Origin of the sequence: Streptomyces sp. NPDC050759 (assembly GCF_044456945.1) — a bacterium.
Classification (GTDB): Bacteria; Actinomycetota; Actinomycetes; order Streptomycetales; family Streptomycetaceae; genus Streptomyces.
In genome coordinates, this window is sequence record NZ_JBITGI010000014.1 from 279449 (window position 1) to 298772 (window position 19324).

Sequence of the window (19324 nt, forward strand, 5' to 3'; positions counted from 1 at the left end):
CGGCTAACCCCTCTGCGGGGCGACTTGGAAGTACACCGCGGTCATCACGAAGTTCGTCACGAACAGCAACATGAAGGTGATCACCACCGACTGGTTCACGGCGTCGCCCACACCCTTCGGCCCGCCCTTCGCCGTAAGTCCCTTGTACGAGGCGACGATCGCCGCGATCGCACCGAACACCAGCGCCTTGATCTCGGCCGCCCACAGGTCGGACAGCTGGGCCAGCGTGGTGAAGGAGGCGAGATAGGCGCCCGGTGTGCCGTTCTGCAGCACGACGTTGAAGAAGTAGCCGCCGGCGACACCGACGACGGACACCAGCCCGTTGAGCAGCACCGCCACCACCATCGACGCCAGCACGCGCGGGACGACCAGCCGGTGAATGGGGTCGATGCCCAGCACCTGCATCGCGTCGATCTCCTCGCGGATCTTCCGCGCCCCGAGGTCCGCGCAGATGGCCGTGCCGCCGGCGCCCGCGATCAGCAGCGCGGTGACGATCGGCGATGCCTCCCGCAGCACCGCGAGGACCGAGGCGGCCCCGGAGAACGACTGGGCGCCGAGCTGCCGGGTCAGACTGCCGATCTGCAGCGCGATGACCGCGCCGAAGGGGATGGACACGAGGGCCGTCGGCAGGATGGTGACGCTCGCGACGAACCAGGCCTGCTGGATGAACTCCCTTGCCTGGAAGGGCCGTCGGGGCACGGTCCGGACGACGTCCAGGGCCATCGCGAAGAGGTTCCCCGACTGTCTGAGCGCCCCGGTCGGTGACAGGCTCATGCGTCCGCCACCTCTTTCCGGTGCAGCTCGGCCTCGCGTCTCGCGATCGCCTCCCATCGGGGCGGGCGGATGATGCCCGGCCCCGGCAACAGTCGGGGCGTCAGAGCCTGACTGCCGGGAGTCTTCGGGTGCGCTCCGTCGCCGAGCTGGGCCAGCTCCTGCTCGACCTGAGCGGCGTCCTTCTCCTCCGCCATGCCGATCGGGCCCTGCATCCGGCCGTTCAGAAACTGCCGTACGACCGGCTCGTCGCTGGTCAGCAGCTTCTCGCGGGGCCCGAACATGACCAGCTCGCGGCGGAACAACAGCCCGATGTTGTCCGGCACCTGCCGGGCCGAGGCGATGTCGTGCGTGACGATCAGGAACGTCGCGTTGATCTGCGCGTTGAGGTCGACGATGAGCTGGTTGAGGTACGCGACGCGCACCGGGTCGAGGCCCGAGTCCGGCTCGTCGAACAGAATGATCTCCGGGTCGAGCACCAGCGCCCGCGCCAGCCCGGCCCGCTTGCGCATTCCGCCGGAGATCTCACCGGGCAGCTTCTCTTCGGACCCGATCAGCCCGACCATGTCCATCTTCTCGAGCACGATGCGCCGGATCTGGCTCTCGGACTTGCGGGTGTGCTCGCGCAGCGGGAAGGCGATGTTGTCGTACAGGTTCATCGAGCCGAACAGCGCGCCGTCCTGGAACAGCACGCCGAAGAGCTTCCGCACTTCGTAGAGCTCGTGCTCGCGCAGCCTGGTCACGTCCCGGCCCGCGACTTTCACCGAACCGCGCTCCGGCTTCAGCAGTCCGACGAGCGTCTTGAGGAACACCGACTTGCCCGTACCCGAGGGGCCGAGCATGACCGAGACCTCCCCGGCGGGCAGCGTCAGTGAGACGTCCTGCCAGATGACCTGGTGACCGAAGGACTTCGTCAGCCCTTCCACACAGATCTCGACACCCATCCGGTCCACCCTTCAGCCATGGAGCAGCTCTGACATCTGCTCTACGGGGAGGGGCGGGGTGTCCGTCGCGACGGACGCGGATTTTTTTCCGGGGTCTTGCGGCGGGGTTTCCGTCAGGTCGACAGCGGCGTCTTTCCCGGCGGTACCACTGGTTCTGCGGCGGCGCTCTTGGCGCGGTTCTACGGCAGCGGGGTCGGCGTCGGTACGTCGGCCGGGGCGGAGGACGTGGCGGGAGCCTCGGGGAGGGCCGGTAGTGTCGTCGGGATCGCGGACGCGTCCGGCAGATCGGGGATGTCGGACGTGTTCGGCAGGTCGGACACGCCGGGAACATTGGGAACGTCGGGGACGGACGGCACCGCTGTCAGTGAGGCGTCCGGCAGTGGCGGCACCGACAGTGGCAGCAGCGGCCGGTCGTCATCGCCGGGTGGCACGGTCGGCGTCGCTTCGTGAGACGTCGAGGCGGTCGACAGATCACGGGCGTTCGGGGCGGCTGCCCGGCCGATGTCGTCGGGCCGGACGGTCCGCGTGGTCGCCTGGGACATACGGGACACCGAGGGACGGGGAGTGCCCTGCCCGTTCCCGTCGTGGACGTACGGCAACACGAACCCCGCCACCACCAGGGTCGCGGCCGTCGAGGTCACCACCACCGCCTGCGCGTGTCCGCCCGCGCGCAGCTTCCCGCGCCCCCACAGGAACAGGGCGAGGCCCAGCGTTCCGGCCAGCGAGGTACGCAACGTGCGCCGGGCCCGGGCGAGCAGCGACTCGACGGTCCGATAGCTGAGCCCCATGCGCACGGCGACCTGGCCGACGTCGAGGTCCTCGGACTTCAGCCGGAGCGCTTCCGCCTGGCGCGCGGGCAGTTCCCCGCTGCGCACGGCCAGCCACTTGGCCTCGGCCCGGTCGCACACCGCCTCCTCGACGGGCACCGGGCCCGGCGCGACGAGCGTGGGGCTGCTGCGTACCTCGGCCTCACGGTTGACCTGGCGGTACCGGTCGACGCACAGCCGCATGGTCACGGTCGTCAGCCAGGCGCCGAGGCGTTCGTCGTCCAGGTCGGGGCGCTCCGCGGCGCGCAGCATGGCCTCGTGCACCGCGTCCTCGGCATCCTCAGGGCTCATCGACCTGCGCCGGGCCACCTTGAGCAGGTGCTCGCGGTGGCTCCACATGCGTTGCCAACGGTCGTGGGCCGCCTGTATCTCCGCAGGGATGTCAGGCATGTCAGGCATGTCCATCGCCATGAGGGCCCCTTCGCGCTCATCCGCCGGTCTCGTGCTGTCCGGCGGATGGCGACATTACCGCCCAGTATCCGCAGTTGTGGAGGGGGTGGAGGCCATCGAGTCCGCACTGTTGCTGCCCAGCGGAGCGCCGCTGGGCAGCAGGTCGTCGCCGGGCAGTTCGATGTCCGTGCCGGGCGCGGGGAGTTGGGGTTCCTGCGTCTCCGTGCCCCCGGCTGATGGACGGGACGTGCCGGGCGTCGGCGAGCCAGGTGCCGACGGAGTCCGGGAGGCGCTGGGACGGGGGGACGGGGTCGGCTTCGGAGTGGGTTTCGGCACAGGTTCCGGCCGCGACGGCTCGGAACGACTCGACCCCTTCGCGGAGCTGTCCGGCACCACCCGGTGCCCTTCCAGGAAGTAGGTGTACCAGGCTCTGACCGTGCGGAGATACGCCTCCGAGTGGTTGTAGCCGAGGACCGCCCGGTCCAACCCGGCCGGGTCGGAGAGGTCCCGCCCACCCGCGCACAGATAGCGCCCGGCGGCGAGTGCCGCGTCGAAGACGTTGCCCGGGTCGGCCCGCCCGTCGCCGTTGCCGTCCACGCCCCAGCGGGCCCAGGTCGACGGGATGAACTGCATCGGTCCGACCGCCCGGTCGTAGGCCGGGTCCCCGTCGTACGCGCCGCCGTCGGTGTCCCGTACGACGGCGAAGGCGCCGCCGTCCAGTCGCGGCCCGAGGATCGGCGCCACGGTCGTACCGTCCGCCGTCACCCGGCCGCCCCGCGCCTGCCCGGACTCCACCTGGCCGATCGCGGCCAGCAACTGCCAGCGCAGCCGGCAGCCGGGAGCGGTCCGCGCGAGCTCCGCCTCGGCGCGCCGGTAGGCGGCGAACACACTCGCCGGGAGCGCGGCGCCCGCCCCCGCCGCCCCAGGCACAGATGCCCCACGCTTGCGGTCCCGCGTCCGCAGCGGCGGGAGTGCGGTGCGGTACGGGGTGTCGCCCGATACGCTCGGCCCGTGCTCGACGGGTGCCTCCCGCTGGGGTACGGAGGCCCGTGCCGGGACCGCCCCCGGCGCCTGTGACGCGGTCAGCGCCGCCATGGCCGCCACCGTGATCGCCGCCCCCCTGGCAGCTCTGGCTCTGTGCCCTGCCACGTCGCGCTCCCTCCCTGTGGGTTGATGTCGTCTGCTTCTGCTCTACGGGGCAGGGCGGCGCGTCCGTCGCACGGAACGGGGAGAATTTCGGGAGGCGGGGTCGGCACGCGCGTCCACGGAGAGGGTGAGCGGCTCGTCGGCGCTGCGCAGGCGCACTCCTCGAACCGCGCGCACGTACAAGATCCACTTTCGTGACACGATGAGCGGTGGCCGAGGGCCCCTTACGGCCCCGTCGGCGCACCGGGCCCGTCCTGTTCATCTCCGCCCGTGACGGGGGAGACTCGGACCCATGCGTACTGCGTACAACGTGGAGACGGTCAGGGCCGCCGAGCGGGAGCTGATGGCACGGCTTCCGGAGGGGGCGCTGATGCAGCGGGCGGCTGCCGGACTCGCCGCCGCCTGCGCGGACCTGCTGGGGCGGGTGTACGGCCGTCGGGTCGTGCTGCTCGTCGGGAGCGGGGACAACGGCGGTGACGCCCTCTACGCGGGCGCGCGGCTCGCGAGGCGCGGGGCCGGTGTCACCGCTGTGCTGCTCGCACCCGAACGGGCCCATGGCGGGGGCCTCGCGGCGCTGCGGCGCGCGGGAGGCCGGACGGTGGCTCCGGATGGCGCCGAGGGGCTCATCGAACGGGCCGACCTCCTCCTCGACGGCATCGTCGGGATCGGCGGCAAGGGCGGGCTCCGCCCCGACGCGGCCCGGCTGGCCGAGGTCGCCGAGCGGTCCCGCGCGGCCGTCGTCGCCGTCGACCTGCCGAGCGGGGTGGACGCGGACACGGGCCAGGTGAACGGGGCGGCCGTACGGGCCGACCTGACCGTCACGTTCGGGACGCACAAGCCGGGTCTGCTGATCGATCCCGCGCGGGAGTACGCCGGGTCGGTGCGGCTCGTCGACATCGGGCTCGCCCTACCAGAGAAGGCCGAACTGGAAGCCCTCCAGCACGCCGATGTACGGCGGCTCCTGCCCGTGCCGACCGGAGAGAGCGACAAGTACCGGCGAGGTGTCGTCGGGATCGCCGCCGGGTCCGCGCGGTACCCGGGGGCCGCCGTGCTCGCCGTGTACGGGGCGCTGCGGGGCGGCGCCGGGGCCGTGCGGTACGTCGGGCCCGCCGGGGACGCCGTGATCGCCCGCTTCCCCGAGACGCTCGTCTCCGACCGGGGGCCGAGGCACGCCGGACGCGTGCAGGCGTGGGTCGTCGGGCCGGGGGCCGGGGACGACGCCTCGGCCGTCGCGGAGGTGCTGGCGTCGGACGTGCCGGTCCTCATCGACGCGGACGGACTGCGGCTCGCCGACCGGGACGCCGTACGCGCGCGTACCGCGCCGACCCTCATGACCCCGCACGCCGGAGAGGCCGCCGCGCTCCTCGGGGTGCCGCGCGAGGAGGTCGAGGGGGCCCGGCTGGCCTCGGCGCGGGAACTCGCCGGGCGCTACGACGCGACCGTGCTGCTCAAGGGCTCGACCACGCTCGTCGCCGACGCCGGCGGCGGGGCCGTACGCGTCAACCCGACCGGGACGGCATGGCTGGCCACCGCCGGCAGCGGTGACGTCCTGTCCGGTCTCGCCGGGTCCCTGCTCGCGTCCGGGCTGAGCGCTCTGGACGCCGGCAGCGTGGGCGCGTATCTGCACGGGCTGGCCGGGCGGTTCGCGGCGGACGGGGCGCCGGTGGGGGCGCACGACGTGGCCGAGGCCGTACCGGCGGCCTGGCGAGACGTAAGGGACGTGACGGAGGCGTGACGGCGGATCAGCAGCCGTACGGGTGACGGCGAGCCGGTATACCGACGCGTAACCGCGAACTACTACCTGATGGGACCAATACCGGTCGGCCGAATATGCGGAGCTGAAAGGGCGATGTTTCGCTGGCCGCATGGATGAGCCAAATATACGAGGCACCACCCGGCGCGAGTTGCTGGGAGGCGCGGCAGTCGTTCTGGGGAGTCCCGTTCTCGGTTTCCGCGAGGACACCCAGGAACCGTTACAGGAAGAGCCCGGCGGGAACTGCGGCAGCGACTACGACGCGGAATACGAGGAGCAGTTCGAGGCCGCCGAGGACGTCGAGATCGACGACCGCTCCCTCGCCGCCAAGTGGTGCCGACCCATTCGAAAACGGGCCAGGGTGACGATGCGTTACCGGGTGCGGGGAAACTGGCAGGTCGGCTACCACACCGGAGTGGATCTTGCCGTGCCGAAGGGAACCCCGGTTTACGCGGTCGGCACCGGCGTCGTCGTCCTGGCCAGCTGGTCGGGGTCGTACGGAAAGGCCGTGACGATCAAGATGAGCGATTCCCGATATGTGCTCTACGCACATCTCTCGCGCATCTCGGTCGCGCGCGGCGCCAAGGTCAGGGCCGGCACCCGGATCGGCAGCAGCGGCGCCACCGGGCGCGCCACCGGCCCGCATCTGCACTTCGAGGTCCGGTCCCGCCGCCCGTACGGCTCGGACATCGACCCGGTGAAATACCTGGCCCGGCACGGTCTGAGACTCTGACACGCGTGCGCGTGCGTGTCCCGAGGGGGACGCGCTCATCGGCGGTGTCAGTCGTCTCTGAGACACTGGGGGCGCCATGAACGAGACAGCAACTGCCCCGACCGCCCCACTGCGCGCCCGTGCCGAGATCGACCTGGCCGCACTGCGGGCCAACGTGCGGGCCCTGCGCGCCCGCGCGTCGGGAGCCGCCGTCATGGCCGTGGTCAAGTCCGACGCGTACGGCCATGGCGCGGTGCCCTGCGCCCGCGCCGCGGTCGAGGCGGGCGCGCGCTGGCTCGGGACCGCCACGCCGGAGGAGGCTCTCGCACTGCGGAAGGCGGGGCTGCCGGGGCGGATCATGTGCTGGCTGTGGACGCCCGGCGGCCCCTGGCGGGAGGCGATCGAGGCCGACCTCGACGTGTCCGTCAGCGGGCTGTGGGCGCTCCGGGAGCTCGTCGCCGCGGCCCGCGAGGCCGGCCTTCCCGCGCGCGTGCAGCTCAAGGCCGACACCGGACTGGGGCGGGGCGGCTGCCAGCCGGGTGAGGACTGGGCCGAGCTGGTCGCCGAGGCCCTGAGCGCCCAGTCCGAAGGCCTCCTGCGCGTCACCGGCCTCTGGTCGCATTTCGCCTGCGCCGACGAGCCGGGGCATCCCTCCATCGCCGCCCAGCTCACCCGCTTCCGGGAGATGCTGGCGTACGCCGAAGGGCAGGGCGTGCGCCCCGAGGTGCGCCACATCGCCAACTCGCCCGCGACGCTCACGCTTCCGGAGAGCCACTTCGACCTCGTCCGGGCGGGCATCGCGGTCTACGGCATCTCGCCCAGCCCCGAAGTCGGCGCCCCCGCCGACTTCGGGCTGCGTCCGGTGATGACGCTGTCGGCGTCGATGGCGCTGGTCAAGCATGTTCCGGGCGGCCATGGCGTCAGTTACGGCCATCGTTACGTCACCCCGGGCGCCACGACCCTCGGCCTGGTGCCCGTCGGATACGCGGACGGCATCCCGCGGCACGCCTCCGGCGCCGGACCGGTGCTGGTCGACGGCAAGTGGCGGACGGTCGCCGGGCGGATCGCCATGGACCAGTTCGTCGTGGACCTCGGCGGCGACGAGCCCGCCACCGGCACCCGGGCCGTGCTCTTCGGCCCCGGTGACCGGGGCGAGCCCACCGCCGAGGACTGGGCGCAGGCCGCGGGCACCATCGCCTACGAAATCGTGACCCGCATCGGAACGCGCGTTCCTCGCGTCTATGTGAATGAGGAACAAGCGGGGTAACCGCATAGTGCGCGCAAGAACAGCGAGTCCCGACACACCGGTAGCACCCGACCCAGCGAACAGGAGCGGTACGTGAGCGAGAGCAGTGCGGAGGCCGTCGTCGACGCCGCCGCTTCGGTGGCCCTCGCCTCCGCGACGGGGGCGGGCGCCGGCTGGCGCCGGGCGACCGGGATCGCCGGCGCCGCGATAGGCGTGATCGCCGCGGGCGCCGCGGCCGGTGTGGCCGTCGAGCGGCTCACCGTCGGGCGCGGGATGCGGCAGAAGGCGCGGCTCGCCCTCGACTCGACCGGGCCGTACGGCGCGCTGCGCGGCACCCCCGGCAAGGCGCTCGCCGACGACGGCACCGAGCTGTACTACGAGGTCGACGACGTCGATCCGGAAGCCGTGCCCGCGCTGTCGCCGCGCCGGCGCCGGCTGTTCGGGCGCAAGGCCCCCGCCCCCGTCACCGTCGTCTTCAGCCACGGCTACTGCCTCAGCCAGGACTCCTGGCACTTCCAGCGCGCGGCGCTCAGGGGCGTCGTACGGACCGTGCACTGGGACCAGCGCAGCCACGGGCGGTCCGCACGCGGGGTGCGGCAGGTGCAGGACGGGGTGCCGGTCGACATCGAGCAGCTCGGGCGCGACCTGAAAGCGGTCATCGACGCGACCGTCCCCGAGGGGCCGATCGTGCTCGTCGGACACTCCATGGGCGGGATGACCGTCATGGCGCTGGCCGACCAGTACCCCGAGCTGATCCGAGACCGGGTGGTGGCGGTGGCCCTGGTCGGGACGTCGTCCGGACGGCTCGGGGAGGTCAACTTCGGGCTGCCCGTCGCCGGCGTCAACGTCGTACGACGAGTGCTGCCGGGCGTCCTCAAGGCGCTGGGGCAGCGGGCCGACCTGGTGGAGAAGGGGCGGCGGGCCACCGCCGACCTGTTCGCCGGGATCATCAAGCGCTACTCCTTCGCGTCCCGGGACGTCGACCCTGCCGTCGTCCGGTTCGCCGAGCGGATGATCGAGGGCACCCCGATCGACGTGGTCGCCGAGTACTACCCGGCGTTCGACAACCACGACAAGACCGCCGCCCTCGCCCACTTCGCGGACAAGCCGGTGCTCGTCCTGGCCGGAGTGGGGGACATGGTCACGCCCAGCGAGCACAGCGAGGCGATCGCCTCCCTGCTGCCGGAGGCGGAGCTGGTGCTGGTTCCCGACGCCGGGCACCTGGTCATGCTGGAGCACCCGGAAGTGGTCACCGACCGCCTCGCCGACCTGCTCACCCGAGCCGGGGCGGTGCCCTCAGGGGCTACCGTTGGCGGTTATGGAAGCACCGCGCAACCCGGCTGAGACCGAGCTGACCGTCACCTCCCCCGAGCAGATGCGCGAGCTGGGTCTGAAGCTCGCCAAGCTGCTGCGCGCCGGGGACCTGGTGATGCTCAGCGGAGAGCTCGGCGCGGGCAAGACGACGCTGACCCGGGGCCTCGGCGAGGGGCTCGGGGTGCGGGGGGCCGTGACCTCGCCGACCTTCGTGATCGCCCGGGTGCATCCGTCCCTGGGGGACGGGCCGCCGCTGGTCCACGTCGACGCCTACCGCCTGGGCGGCGGGCTCGACGAAATGGAGGACCTCGATCTCGACGTGTCGCTGCCGGAGTCGGTGGTCGTCGTCGAGTGGGGCGAGGGCAAGGTCGAGGAACTGACCGACGACCGGCTCCAGGTGTGGATCCACCGCGCGGTCGGTGACACGACCGACGAGGTGCGGCACGTGACGCTGACGCCGGTCGGGGAGCGGTGGACCGCCGCCGACCTCAGCGTGCTCACGGCCTGAGACCACGCCCGCACCCTCCCGCGGACGTTTTCGGTGAACGTTCCGACAAACGGTCGGCAAGATATTGCGTTTGCCGTCACGTGCGTGGTCACATGGTACCCAGCCCGTAGTTAGGTCTACCTAACTACACCCGCCCCCGAACTTCAGGAGGCGTCCATGTCGGCCACCGAGAACCGGCCCCGCCCGCAGCCGTACGCGCTCGCCGGCGGCGTGTCCATGCGTGATCTACTGGCGTCCTGTGCGGCGGCGGAGGCCGTCTCGACACCACCGCGGATGCCCGACCCGGAGACCGTGCGGGCGGGCGCGGAGCGTCCCGAAGCGGCCTGAGCGTCCCGAAGCGGCCTGAGCGGGCTCAGGGGATCACCGCGACCGTCGCGCCGATCGTCGCGAAGGTCCACATCACGTCGCCGTCCGCGCGGGACTCCCGGATGCCGCCCGTCCGCACGGTGGTCATGGCGGGGTCGGCGGGCGGCGCCGCGTCCCGCACGGCCGCGCTGAAGCCGATCGCCACGCCGTCGACGCTGGTGAAGCGGACCACGTGTTCGATGGGAGTGCCGTCGGTGCCGGTCACGGCGTTGGAGCGGGAGGTGACCGCGTAGACGCCGGGGGCGGGGGCGATGTTTCCGGGTGTGACCTCGAAGGTGCGGATCACCTTGTCGCCGAGGCCGACCAGCCAGACGCGGTGGCCCCTCAGGGAGTACACGACGCGGGTGCCCGTGCCGGAGCCCGGCGGCAGGAGGGCGGCGTTCTTCTTTCCCCCCGGGGCCTTCGATGTGGTGATCGCCGGGGTGCCGTTCGTGCGGGCCTTGGTGAGGTGGGCGGGGGACGTCGCGTAGGCCTGGTAGCCGAGGAAGCCGACCGTTGCGAGGGCCGCTGCGGTGAGGGCGGTTACGAAGCCTGCGCTGCTGGGTGCCACCGGTTACCTCTTGAGTATTTAGTCCTCATTTGTGGTGACGGTAGCAGGTCGCCGGGCCGGTGCGGCGCCGCTGCGGCCGGTCGCGCCCGCGCGCCAGAGCGGCGCATCGAGACCGCCCCGCGCCCGTCCCTGTGCGGGCTGCGGCAGCCTCGGGCTCCCCGGAGCCGTAGGCTGTTTGCGTGCTCTTGCTCGCTCTGGATACCGCCACCCCTGCCGTGACCGTCGCCCTGCATGACGGGCGTGACGTCGTCGCCTCGTTCAGCCAGGTGGACGCGCGTCGGCACGGGGAGCTGTTGTTGCCGGCCGTCGACCGGGTGCTCGCGGACGCGGGGGTGAAGCTGGACGCGGTCACCGGGATCGTCGTGGGGACCGGACCCGGGCCCTACACCGGGCTGCGTGTCGGGCTCATGACCGCCGACACCTTCGGGCTCGCCCTCGGGATCCCCGTACACGGGATGTGCACCCTGGACGGACTCGCGTACGCGGCCGACCCCGGCGAGGGGCCCTTCGTCGTGGCGACCGACGCACGGCGCAAGGAGGTCTACTGGGCGCGGTACGAGAACCGCCGTACCCGGACCGGTGAACCCGCCGTCGACCGGCCCGCCGACATCGCCGAGCAGGTCAAGGGGCTGCCCGCGGTCGGCGCCGGGGCGCTGCTCTACCCCGGCACCTTCCCCGACGCCCGCGAGCCCGAGTACGTCTCCGCCGCCGCCCTCGCCTCCCTGGCCGCCGAGCGGATCGGGGCCGGGGAGGAACTGCCCGCGCCGCGGCCGCTGTATCTGCGCCGGCCCGACGCGCAGGTTCCCAAGAACTACAAGGTGGTCACCCCCAAGTGACCGCACCTGTGACTCCTGTGCTGCGCGAGATGCGGTGGTGGGACATCGACCCCGTCCTGGAGCTGGAGCGGGACCTCTTCCCGGAGGACGCCTGGTCCCGGGGCATGTTCTGGTCCGAGCTCGCGCACTCGCGGGGGCCCGACGCCACCCGGCGGTACGTGGTGGCCGAGGAGGGCGGGCGGATCGTGGGTTACGGCGGGCTCGCCATCGCCGGCACCGAATCCGACAGCGGCTCCGCCGCGGGGGCCGACGTCCAGACGATCGCCGTCGCCCGCGACCACTGGGGCACCGGACTCGGCTCGGTGCTGCTGACCGAGCTGCTGCGGGCCGCGACCGCCTTCGAGTGCGCCGAAGTGATGCTGGAGTGCCGGATCGACAACATCCGCGCCCAGAAGCTCTACGAGCGCTTCGGCTTCGAGGCGATCGGGTTCCGCCGCGGCTACTACCAGCCGGGCAACGTGGACGCCCTGGTCATGCGACTGACCACAGCATCCGACAGCGGCTCCGCCGCGGTATCGACATCCGAACGAGGAACCGAGATCAATGGCTGACGAACCGCTTGTCCTGGGCATCGAGACCTCCTGTGACGAGACCGGCGTCGGCATCGTCCGGGGCACCACCCTGCTGGCCGACGCCATCGCGTCCAGCGTCGACGAGCACGCCCGGTTCGGTGGCGTGGTGCCGGAGGTGGCCAGCAGGGCGCACCTCGAAGCGATGGTGCCGACCATCGAGCGCGCCCTGAAGGACGCCGGGGTGAGCGCGCGTGACCTCGACGGGATCGCCGTCACCGCCGGTCCCGGACTCGCCGGCGCGCTGCTCGTCGGGGTCTCCGCGGCGAAGGCGTACGCCTACGCCCTCGGCAAGCCGCTCTACGGTGTGAACCACCTCGCCTCCCACATCTGCGTGGACCAGCTGGAGCACGGCGCGCTGCCGGAGCCGACGATGGCGCTGCTGGTGAGCGGCGGTCACTCGTCGTTGCTGCTGTCCTCCGACATCACCTCCGACGTACGGCCGATGGGCGCGACCATCGACGACGCGGCCGGCGAGGCCTTCGACAAGATCGCCCGGGTGCTGAACCTCGGCTTCCCCGGCGGTCCGGTCATCGACCGGTACGCGCGCGAGGGCGACCCCTCGGCGATCGCGTTCCCGCGCGGTCTGACCGGGCCGCGCGACCCGGCGTACGACTTCTCCTTCTCCGGCCTCAAGACGGCGGTCGCCCGCTGGATCGAGGCGAAACGGGCCGCGGGGGAGGAGGTGCCGGTGCGTGACGTGGCCGCCTCCTTCCAGGAGGCGGTCGTGGACGTGCTCACCCGCAAGGCCGTGCGGGCCTGCAAGGACGAGGGCGTCGACCACCTGATGATCGGCGGCGGTGTGGCCGCCAACTCGCGGCTGCGGGTCCTCGCCCAGGAGCGCTGCGAGGCCGCCGGGATCCGGCTGCGGGTACCGCGGCCCAAGCTGTGCACGGACAACGGCGCGATGGTCGCCGCGCTCGGCGCCGAGATGGTCGCCCGGGGGCGGGCCGCGTCCAGCTGGGACCTCTCCGCCGACTCCTCCCTCCCGGTGACCGACCCGCACGTGCCGGGCCACGACCATGTGCACGAGGTCAGCAAGGAGAACCTCTACTCGTGACGGTCACGCTGATGTGGGAGGCCCGGGCGGCCGAAGGGCGGGGCGAGGAACTGCTCGCCTGGGCCCGCCGACAGGAGCTTCCCCTACGGCCGTTGCGGCGCGAGACCTTCCGGGCGCCGCAGGACCGCGTCCTGGTCGTCACGTGGTGGGACGCGGCCCACGACGCCCAGCTCCCCGAACTCCCCGAGCCCGACGACGGGTTGGTCGCCCGGCCGGTGCACCGGTGGCGGTTCGAGTCGCTGGGCGTGGACTGAGCTCACTGCGTCTGCGACACCTCCGTCTATGACACCTCCGTCTCGCAGCGCAGTCGGCGGTCCGGGCCCAACTCCCGCACGGGGCCCGTGAGATGAAGCAGTGCCGTGTGCCGGACCTCCGCGCTCGATGCCGCCAGCCGCAGCTCCAGGTCGCCCGGTTCGACGACGCGGCGGCCCTTGCGGTCGGTGAACGCCGACAGCTCCGCGTGGAAGCGGAACGTCACGCGGCGGGACTCGCCCGGCTCCAGCTCCAGCCGCCGGTAGCCGATCAGGCGGACGTCCGGGCGGGTCACCGAGGCGACCGGGTCGTGCAGATAGAGCTGGACGATCTCGGCGCCCGCCCGGTCCCCCGCGTTGCGCACGGTCAGCGACACGTCGTGGGTGCCGTCCGTGCCGATCTCCTCCCGTGCCCCGCCGCCCGTGAAGTCCTCCCACACGAACTCCGTGTAGGAGCGACCGTGTCCGAAGGCGTACAGCGGGGTCGGGTCCAGGTTGCTGACCTCGCCCGCGAGGCCGAGCGGCGGCTGGAGGTAGGTCCACGGCTGGCCGCCGGGCACCTGCGGGACGCTCACCGGGAGGCGGCCCGACGGGTTGACCCGGCCCGACAGCACGCCGGCGACGGCCGGGCCGCCCTCCTCGCCGGGGAAGAACGCCTGGACGACCGCGCCGAGCCGGCCCTGCCAGCGGCCGAGCGCGTAGGGGCGGCCGGTCAGCAGGACCAGCACCACCGGGACACCGGTCGCGACCAGGGAGTCCAGCAACTCGCCCTGGACACCGGGCAGGCGCAGGTCCGTCACATCGCAGCCCTCGCCCGAGGTGCCCCGGCCGAAGAGGCCTGCCCGGTCGCCGAGCACCGCCACGCAGACGTCCGCCTCCGCCGTCCGGGCCACCGCCTCCTCGAAGCCCCCGGTGTCCGGGTCGTCGACCCCGCAGCCCTCGGTGAACGTCACCTTGGCGTCGGGGAGTTCGGTGCGCAGGGCCTCCAGGACCGTGGGGATCTCGATGCCCATCGGGACGTCGGGGTGGTGGGTGAGGACGTGGGAGGGGAAGGAGTAGCAGCCCAGCATGGCCAGGGCGTCGGCGGCGCGGGGGCCGACGACCGCGACCCTGGTGTCGGGGGCCAGCGGGAGGACGCCGTCCGGGTTGTCCAGGAGCACCACCGACTCCTCGGCGAGGCGGCGGGCCAGGGCGCGGTTCGCCCTCGAGTCCAGGTCGATCCGCTCGGTGGGTTCCGGGTTCCAGTCCTCGTCCAGGAGGCCCAGCTCGCATTTCTGGAGCAGGACCCGGCGGGCCGCCCGGTCGATCAGCGACTCGGGGACCTCGCCCGCGCGGACGGCCTCGATCAGGGGGGTGCCGTAGCACTTGAGGGTGGGCAGTTCGACGTCGAGGCCCGCCGCGAGGGACGCGTGGGCCGCGCCCGCCTCGGTGCCGGCGATCCGGTGCTGGGTCTGGAGGAAGCCGACGCCGAAGTAGTCGGAGACCACCGTGCCGGTGAACCCCCACTCCTCGCGCAGGAGTTCGGTCAGCAGTCCGGGGTCGGCGGAGGCCGGGACGCCGTCCGTGTCGGTGTACGCGGCCATCACCGAGCGGGCCCCGCCCTCGCGCAGGGCGAACTCGAAGGGCGGCAGGGTGATGTCGGCGAACTCCCGCACGCCCGCGCGCACGGGCGCGAGGTTGCGGGCGCCGGCCGAGGAGGCGTACCCGGCGAAGTGCTTGAGCGTGGCGACGATCCCCGCCGACTCCAGACCCCGGACGTACGCGGCGCCGATCGTGCCCACCAGATACGGGTCCTCGCCGATCGTCTCCTCGACCCGTCCCCAGCGCGGGTCGCGGACGACGTCCAGAACGGGGGCCAGACCCTGGTGGACACCGACCGCGCGCAGGTCGCGGCCGATGGCGCCGGCCATCTCCTCGACCAGGTCGGCGTCCCAGCTCGCGCCCCAGGCGAGCGGGACCGGATAGGCGGTGGCCCGCCAGGTGGTGAAGCCGGCCAGGCACTCCTCGTGGGCCAGCGCAGGGATGCCGAAACGGCCCGCTTCGGTGATACGGCGCTGGGCGCGGGCCAGTGCCTGCGCGCCCAGCGCCGGGTCCACCGGGGCGGTGCCGAAGGGGCGGGTGAGCTGGCCCAGGCCCCGGGTGATCAGCTCGTCCCAGTCGTAGTCGGCGGTCATCTCGCGCTGCAGGGGGGCGACTCCGTCCCCGTCCGTGCTGGCGCCCACCCACACGCCGTAGAGCTGGGCGGTCTTCTCCTGAAGGGTCATCCGGGAGAGGAGGTCGTCGACGCGGGCGGAGGCGGTCAGGGCGGGGTCACGCCAGGGCGCGGTGGTCATGTAACTCCTGTCGGGCTCGACTGTGGTCGACGACCTCAGGGCCTGGTCTGACGAATGTTTCGATAGATAATCCGAATGTTTTGGGAACCTAGGGCCGCCGGGAGGGTTCGTCAAGAGGGCGCGCAGGGATACGATCGCCGCCATGACACCCCCGGAGCCCGCTGAAACCCGGACGACTTCCCCGACATCCTCGACGGCCGGCCGGTCGCCACAGACCGCCACGCTCGCCGAGATCGCCCGGGAGGCCGGCGTTTCGGCGCCGACAGTTTCGAAGGTCCTCAATGGCAGGGCCGACGTCGCTCCCGCGACCCGCGCCCGCGTCGAAGGCCTGCTGCGCGCGCACGGCTACCGGCGCCGGCGCGCCGAGGCGAGCCGTTCGCCCCTGATCGACCTGGTCTTCCACGAGCTGGAGAGCGCGTGGGCGATGGAGGTCATCCGGGGCGTGGAGAACGTGGCCCGTGACGCCGGGCTCAGCGTCGTGCTGAGCGAGAGCGCGGGGCGGCTCACCCCCGGCCGCACCTGGGCCGACCAGGTCGCCGCCCGCCGCCCCTACGGCGTGGTCCTCGTGCTGTCCGGGCTGGACGAGTCCCAGCGCGCGCTGCTGAGCAGCAGATCGATCCCGTTCGTGGTGATGGACCCGGCGGGCGATCCGGGCGCCGACGTGCCCTCCATCGGCGCGACCAACTGGCAGGGCGGGCTCGCCGCGACCCGCCACCTCGTCGAGCTCGGGCACCGCAGGATCGGCGCGATCACCGGCCCCTCCCGCATGATGTGCAGCCGCGCCCGGATCGACGGTTACCGGGCCGCCCTGGAGACCGCGGGGCTGCCCGTCGACCCCGGGCTGATCATGGCCGGCGACTTCCACCACGAGACCGGCTACCGCCAGGGCCTGGCCCTCCTGCGCCGCCCCGACCGGCCCACCGCGGTCTTCGCCGGCAACGACCTCCAGGCGCTCGGTCTGTACGAGGCGGCCCGCGAGCTGGGCCTGCGCATCCCGGAGGACCTCAGCGTGGTCGGGTTCGACGACCTTCCGGTGGCGCCCTGGGTGGGGCCGCCGCTGACGACCGTACGGCAGCCGCTGACCGAGATGGCCGAGGCCGCGGCGAAGCTGGTGCTGGATCTGGGGCGGGACGGCGGGAGCCCGGCGGCGACCCGGGTGGAGCTGGCGACGAGCCTGGTGGTGCGCAGCAGTACCGCTGAGGCCGAGGGGTGAGCTATTGACGGGTGGGGTGCCTGCGCCCACACTCCTCCGAAGCCAATCGGTTGCACGACCGAAACTTTCGGAGGCACCCGCAATGAGATCTCTGAGAACCGGCTTATCCCTTGTGTCCCTTCTGGGTGGCCTCGCGCTGCTCTTCCCGGCCCCCACGGCGAGCGCCGCCGACGTCCCCCTGCGCGACCTCGCCGCCGCCAAGGGCAAGGTCATGGGCACGGCCGTCACCGGGTCCAAGCTCACCGGCACCTACGGCGACCTCGCCGGGGCGCAGTTCAACTCGCTGACCCCCGGCAACGCCATGAAGTGGGGCTCGGTCGAGCCGACCCGGGGCAGTTACAACTGGGCCGAGGCGGACCAGATCGTGGACTTCGCCGAGGCCCACGGCCAGCAGGTACGCGGCCACACCCTGGTCTGGCACAGCCAGAACCCGAGCTGGCTGACGAACGGCACCTGGACCTCCGCCGAGCTCGGGCAACTGATGAACGACCACATAGCCCTGGAAGTCGGCCGCTACAAGGGCCGCCTCAAGGCCTGGGACGTCGTCAACGAGCCCTTCAACGAGGACGGCACCTACCGCCAGACCCTCTGGTACAACGGCCTCGGCACCGGCTACATCGCCCAGGCCCTCACCGCCGCCCGCGCCGCCGACCCGGCCGCCAGGCTGTACATCAACGACTACAACGTCGAGGGTGTCAACGCGAAGTCCACCGCCCTGTACAACCTGGTCAGGTCGCTGAAGGAGCAGGGCGTCCCGATCGACGGGGTCGGGCTCCAGGCCCATCTGATCGTCGGCCAGGTCCCCGCCACCCTCCAGCAGAACATCCAGCGCTTCGCCGACCTCGGAGTCGACGTGGCGATCACCGAGCTGGACATCCGGATGACGCTGCCCTCCGACAGCGCGAAGCTCGCTCAGCAGGCCGCCGACTACAAGGCCGTCATGAACGCGTGCGTGGCGGTCGCGCGCTGCGCCGGCGTCACCGTCTGGGGCTTCACCGACTCCGACTCCTGGATCCCGAGCACCTTCCCGGGCCAGGGCGCGGCGACGCCGTACGACGAGAACTACGCGCCGAAACCGGCGTACCACGCGATAGCGGAGGCGCTCGGCGGCACGACCACGCCGCCACCGACCGGCGCGTGCACCGCCGCCTACAGCGTGAGCAGTCAGTGGGACACCGGCTTCACGGGGCAGGTGAAGATCTCCTGCTCGGGTGCCGCACTGTCGTCGTGGAAGGCCGGCTGGACGTACGGCGCCGGGCAGCGGATCACCCAGGCCTGGAACGCGACCTGCACCCAGTCGGGGACCGCGGTCAGTTGCTCCAACGCGGCCTATAACGGGACCGTGCCGGACGGTGGTTCGGTGACCTTCGGGTTCAACGCCTCGTGGAGCGGGAGCAATCCGGTACCGGCCGTGACGCTCGAATGAGAAGTCTGAGATTTTCCGAAGAAAGCCGCCCAGGAGGCCTTCCTCGTAATAATTCGGACGTACGTTCCTCCCTGTGACGGGAGACGGCGAGGACAGACGAGCGGGCCGGCGGCCGAGAGTACTGAAGGCCGTCGGCCTCACGCTCGCGGGCACGCTGGTTCTGGGATGCGCAGCGGCGGGCTGGGCGTACTGGCACCTCAACAGCAACATCAAGAGCGTCGACATCAACACCGCGCTCGGCGACGACCGCCCCGCGAAGCCGACGCCGACCCCTTCGGCCTCGCAGGAGGCACCGCTGCCCACGGAGGCGGTGAACATCCTGGTCCTGGGCTCCGACTCGCGCAGCGGCAAGGAGAACCAGGCGCTCGGGGGCGGCAGCAGCACCGGCGCCCGGTCCGACACCGCGATGGTCGTGCACATCGACGCGGGCCGCACCGCGGCGACGGTCGTCAGCATCCCGCGCGACACCCTCGTCACCCGCCCGTCGTGCCCCCTGGAGAGCGGCGGCTCCACGTCGGCGGCGTACGGCGCGATGTTCAACAGCGCCTACTCGGTGGGCGGTCCGGTGTGCGCGGTCAAGACGGTCGAGTCGATCACGAACGTCCGCATGGACCACTACGTCGAGATCGACTTCTCCGGCTTCGCGAAGCTGGTCGACGCGCTCGGCGGGGTCACGGTGACCACGGACGAGGACATCGACGACGACGACAGCCACCTCACCCTGAAGGCGGGCACCCACCACCTGAACGGCAAGCGGGCCCTCGCGTTCGCCCGCACCCGGCACGGCATCGGCGACGGCAGCGACCTGGGCCGCATAGGCCTCCAGCAGAAGCTGGTGAAGGCCCTGCTGGAGCAGATCTCCTCGACGAACCTGCTGACCAGCCCCACCAAGCTGTACTCCGTCGCCGACGCGATCACCGGCAGTCTCACCACCGACACCGGCCTCGACTCCCTGACCGAGCTGATGAGTCTCGGCGAGAGCCTGAAGGGCCTGTCGAGCGACGAGGTGAAGACGGTGACCATGCCGGTCGTGACCGCGCCCTCGAACCCCAACCGGGTGGTGGCGAAGGAACCGGCGGCGAGTGACCTGTGGGAATCCCTGCGCTGAA

At 72.1% G+C, this 19324-nt stretch carries 19 protein-coding genes; 13 read left to right on the forward strand and 6 right to left on the reverse strand.

Going from position 1 to position 19324, the window contains the following annotated elements:
* Positions 1-3: 3 nt before the first annotated feature.
* The 4 genes from ACIBJB_RS34930 to ACIBJB_RS34945 form a co-directional block, all read right to left on the reverse strand.
* Entirely contained in the window at positions 4-774 is a 771-nt protein-coding gene (locus ACIBJB_RS34930) for an ABC transporter permease (RefSeq protein WP_030679597.1), read from the reverse strand.
* Positions 771-1715, reverse strand: coding sequence for an ABC transporter ATP-binding protein (locus tag ACIBJB_RS34935; protein ID WP_398936658.1), 945 nt, complete (start codon positions 1713-1715; stop codon positions 771-773). The genes ACIBJB_RS34930 and ACIBJB_RS34935 overlap by 4 nt, the downstream gene beginning before the upstream one ends.
* Before the next feature lie 179 nt (positions 1716-1894).
* On the reverse strand, positions 1895-2932 hold the full coding sequence (locus ACIBJB_RS34940) for a sigma-70 family RNA polymerase sigma factor (protein ID WP_398936660.1): 1038 nt from the start codon (positions 2930-2932) through the stop codon (positions 1895-1897).
* 75 nt (positions 2933-3007) lie between these two features.
* Positions 3008-4081, reverse strand: coding sequence for a lytic transglycosylase domain-containing protein (locus ACIBJB_RS34945; protein ID WP_398936662.1), 1074 nt, complete (start codon positions 4079-4081; stop codon positions 3008-3010).
* A 289-nt stretch (positions 4082-4370) separates the two neighbouring features.
* On the opposite strand from ACIBJB_RS34945, the gene ACIBJB_RS34950 reads away from it, so the two are divergent.
* The 6 genes from ACIBJB_RS34950 (at position 4371) to ACIBJB_RS34975 (ending at position 9938) form a co-directional block, all read left to right on the forward strand.
* Positions 4371-5813: an NAD(P)H-hydrate dehydratase gene (locus ACIBJB_RS34950; RefSeq protein WP_398936665.1), complete on the forward strand. Its 1443-nt coding sequence runs from the start codon at positions 4371-4373 to the stop codon at positions 5811-5813.
* 130 nt (positions 5814-5943) lie between these two features.
* Positions 5944-6564, forward strand: coding sequence for a M23 family metallopeptidase (locus ACIBJB_RS34955; RefSeq protein ID WP_398936667.1), 621 nt, complete (start codon positions 5944-5946; stop codon positions 6562-6564).
* Between the two features lie 76 nt (positions 6565-6640).
* The gene (alr, locus tag ACIBJB_RS34960; protein WP_398936669.1) at positions 6641-7810 is read left to right on the forward strand and encodes an alanine racemase; all 1170 of its coding nucleotides are present in this window, start codon (positions 6641-6643) and stop codon (positions 7808-7810) included.
* Between the two features lie 72 nt (positions 7811-7882).
* Positions 7883-9133 (forward strand): alpha/beta fold hydrolase, encoded by a 1251-nt coding sequence (locus ACIBJB_RS34965; protein ID WP_398936671.1) that lies wholly within the window; start codon positions 7883-7885, stop codon positions 9131-9133.
* A complete protein-coding gene (tsaE, locus tag ACIBJB_RS34970) occupies positions 9108-9611 on the forward strand; it encodes a tRNA (adenosine(37)-N6)-threonylcarbamoyltransferase complex ATPase subunit type 1 TsaE (RefSeq protein ID WP_398936674.1) in 504 nt (167 codons plus the stop codon). The genes ACIBJB_RS34965 and tsaE overlap by 26 nt, the downstream gene beginning before the upstream one ends.
* Before the next feature lie 156 nt (positions 9612-9767).
* Complete coding sequence (locus tag ACIBJB_RS34975; protein WP_398936676.1) at positions 9768-9938, forward strand: hypothetical protein; 171 nt, start codon at positions 9768-9770, stop codon at positions 9936-9938.
* 25 nt (positions 9939-9963) lie between these two features.
* Here ACIBJB_RS34975 and ACIBJB_RS34980 read toward each other — a convergent pair whose 3' ends face one another.
* Complete coding sequence (locus ACIBJB_RS34980; protein WP_398936678.1) at positions 9964-10527, reverse strand: hypothetical protein; 564 nt, start codon at positions 10525-10527, stop codon at positions 9964-9966.
* A 179-nt stretch (positions 10528-10706) separates the two neighbouring features.
* Between ACIBJB_RS34980 and tsaB the strand changes: the two genes are divergently transcribed.
* From tsaB to ACIBJB_RS35000, 4 genes are read left to right on the forward strand one after another with little or no spacing between them, the layout of a single operon-like run.
* Positions 10707-11363, forward strand: coding sequence for a tRNA (adenosine(37)-N6)-threonylcarbamoyltransferase complex dimerization subunit type 1 TsaB (tsaB, locus tag ACIBJB_RS34985; protein WP_398936680.1), 657 nt, complete (start codon positions 10707-10709; stop codon positions 11361-11363).
* A complete protein-coding gene (gene rimI, locus ACIBJB_RS34990) occupies positions 11360-11914 on the forward strand; it encodes a ribosomal protein S18-alanine N-acetyltransferase (RefSeq protein ID WP_398936682.1) in 555 nt (184 codons plus the stop codon). The genes tsaB and rimI overlap by 4 nt, the downstream gene beginning before the upstream one ends.
* Positions 11907-12992 (forward strand): tRNA (adenosine(37)-N6)-threonylcarbamoyltransferase complex transferase subunit TsaD, encoded by a 1086-nt coding sequence (tsaD, locus tag ACIBJB_RS34995; RefSeq protein WP_398936684.1) that lies wholly within the window; start codon positions 11907-11909, stop codon positions 12990-12992. The genes rimI and tsaD overlap by 8 nt, the downstream gene beginning before the upstream one ends.
* Positions 12989-13246 carry a hypothetical protein gene (locus tag ACIBJB_RS35000; RefSeq protein WP_398936686.1) on the forward strand — a complete coding sequence of 86 codons (258 nt, stop codon included), beginning with the start codon at positions 12989-12991 and terminating at the stop codon, positions 13244-13246. Before tsaD ends, ACIBJB_RS35000 begins: the two co-directional genes overlap by 4 nt.
* Before the next feature lie 26 nt (positions 13247-13272).
* On the opposite strand, the gene ACIBJB_RS35005 is transcribed toward ACIBJB_RS35000, so the two are convergent.
* Positions 13273-15576: a glycoside hydrolase family 3 N-terminal domain-containing protein gene (locus ACIBJB_RS35005; protein ID WP_398936688.1), complete on the reverse strand. Its 2304-nt coding sequence runs from the start codon at positions 15574-15576 to the stop codon at positions 13273-13275.
* A 142-nt stretch (positions 15577-15718) separates the two neighbouring features.
* On the opposite strand from ACIBJB_RS35005, the gene ACIBJB_RS35010 reads away from it, so the two are divergent.
* The 3 genes from ACIBJB_RS35010 to ACIBJB_RS35020 all read left to right on the forward strand — a co-directional run bounded on the left by ACIBJB_RS35010 (position 15719) and on the right by ACIBJB_RS35020 (position 19323).
* Positions 15719-16789: a LacI family DNA-binding transcriptional regulator gene (locus ACIBJB_RS35010; protein ID WP_398936690.1), complete on the forward strand. Its 1071-nt coding sequence runs from the start codon at positions 15719-15721 to the stop codon at positions 16787-16789.
* Between the two features lie 82 nt (positions 16790-16871).
* Positions 16872-18215 (forward strand): endo-1,4-beta-xylanase, encoded by a 1344-nt coding sequence (locus ACIBJB_RS35015; RefSeq protein ID WP_398936692.1) that lies wholly within the window; start codon positions 16872-16874, stop codon positions 18213-18215.
* 73 nt (positions 18216-18288) lie between these two features.
* Entirely contained in the window at positions 18289-19323 is a 1035-nt protein-coding gene (locus ACIBJB_RS35020) for an LCP family protein (RefSeq protein WP_398936694.1), read from the forward strand.
* The last annotated feature ends 1 nt before the right edge of the window (position 19324 follow it).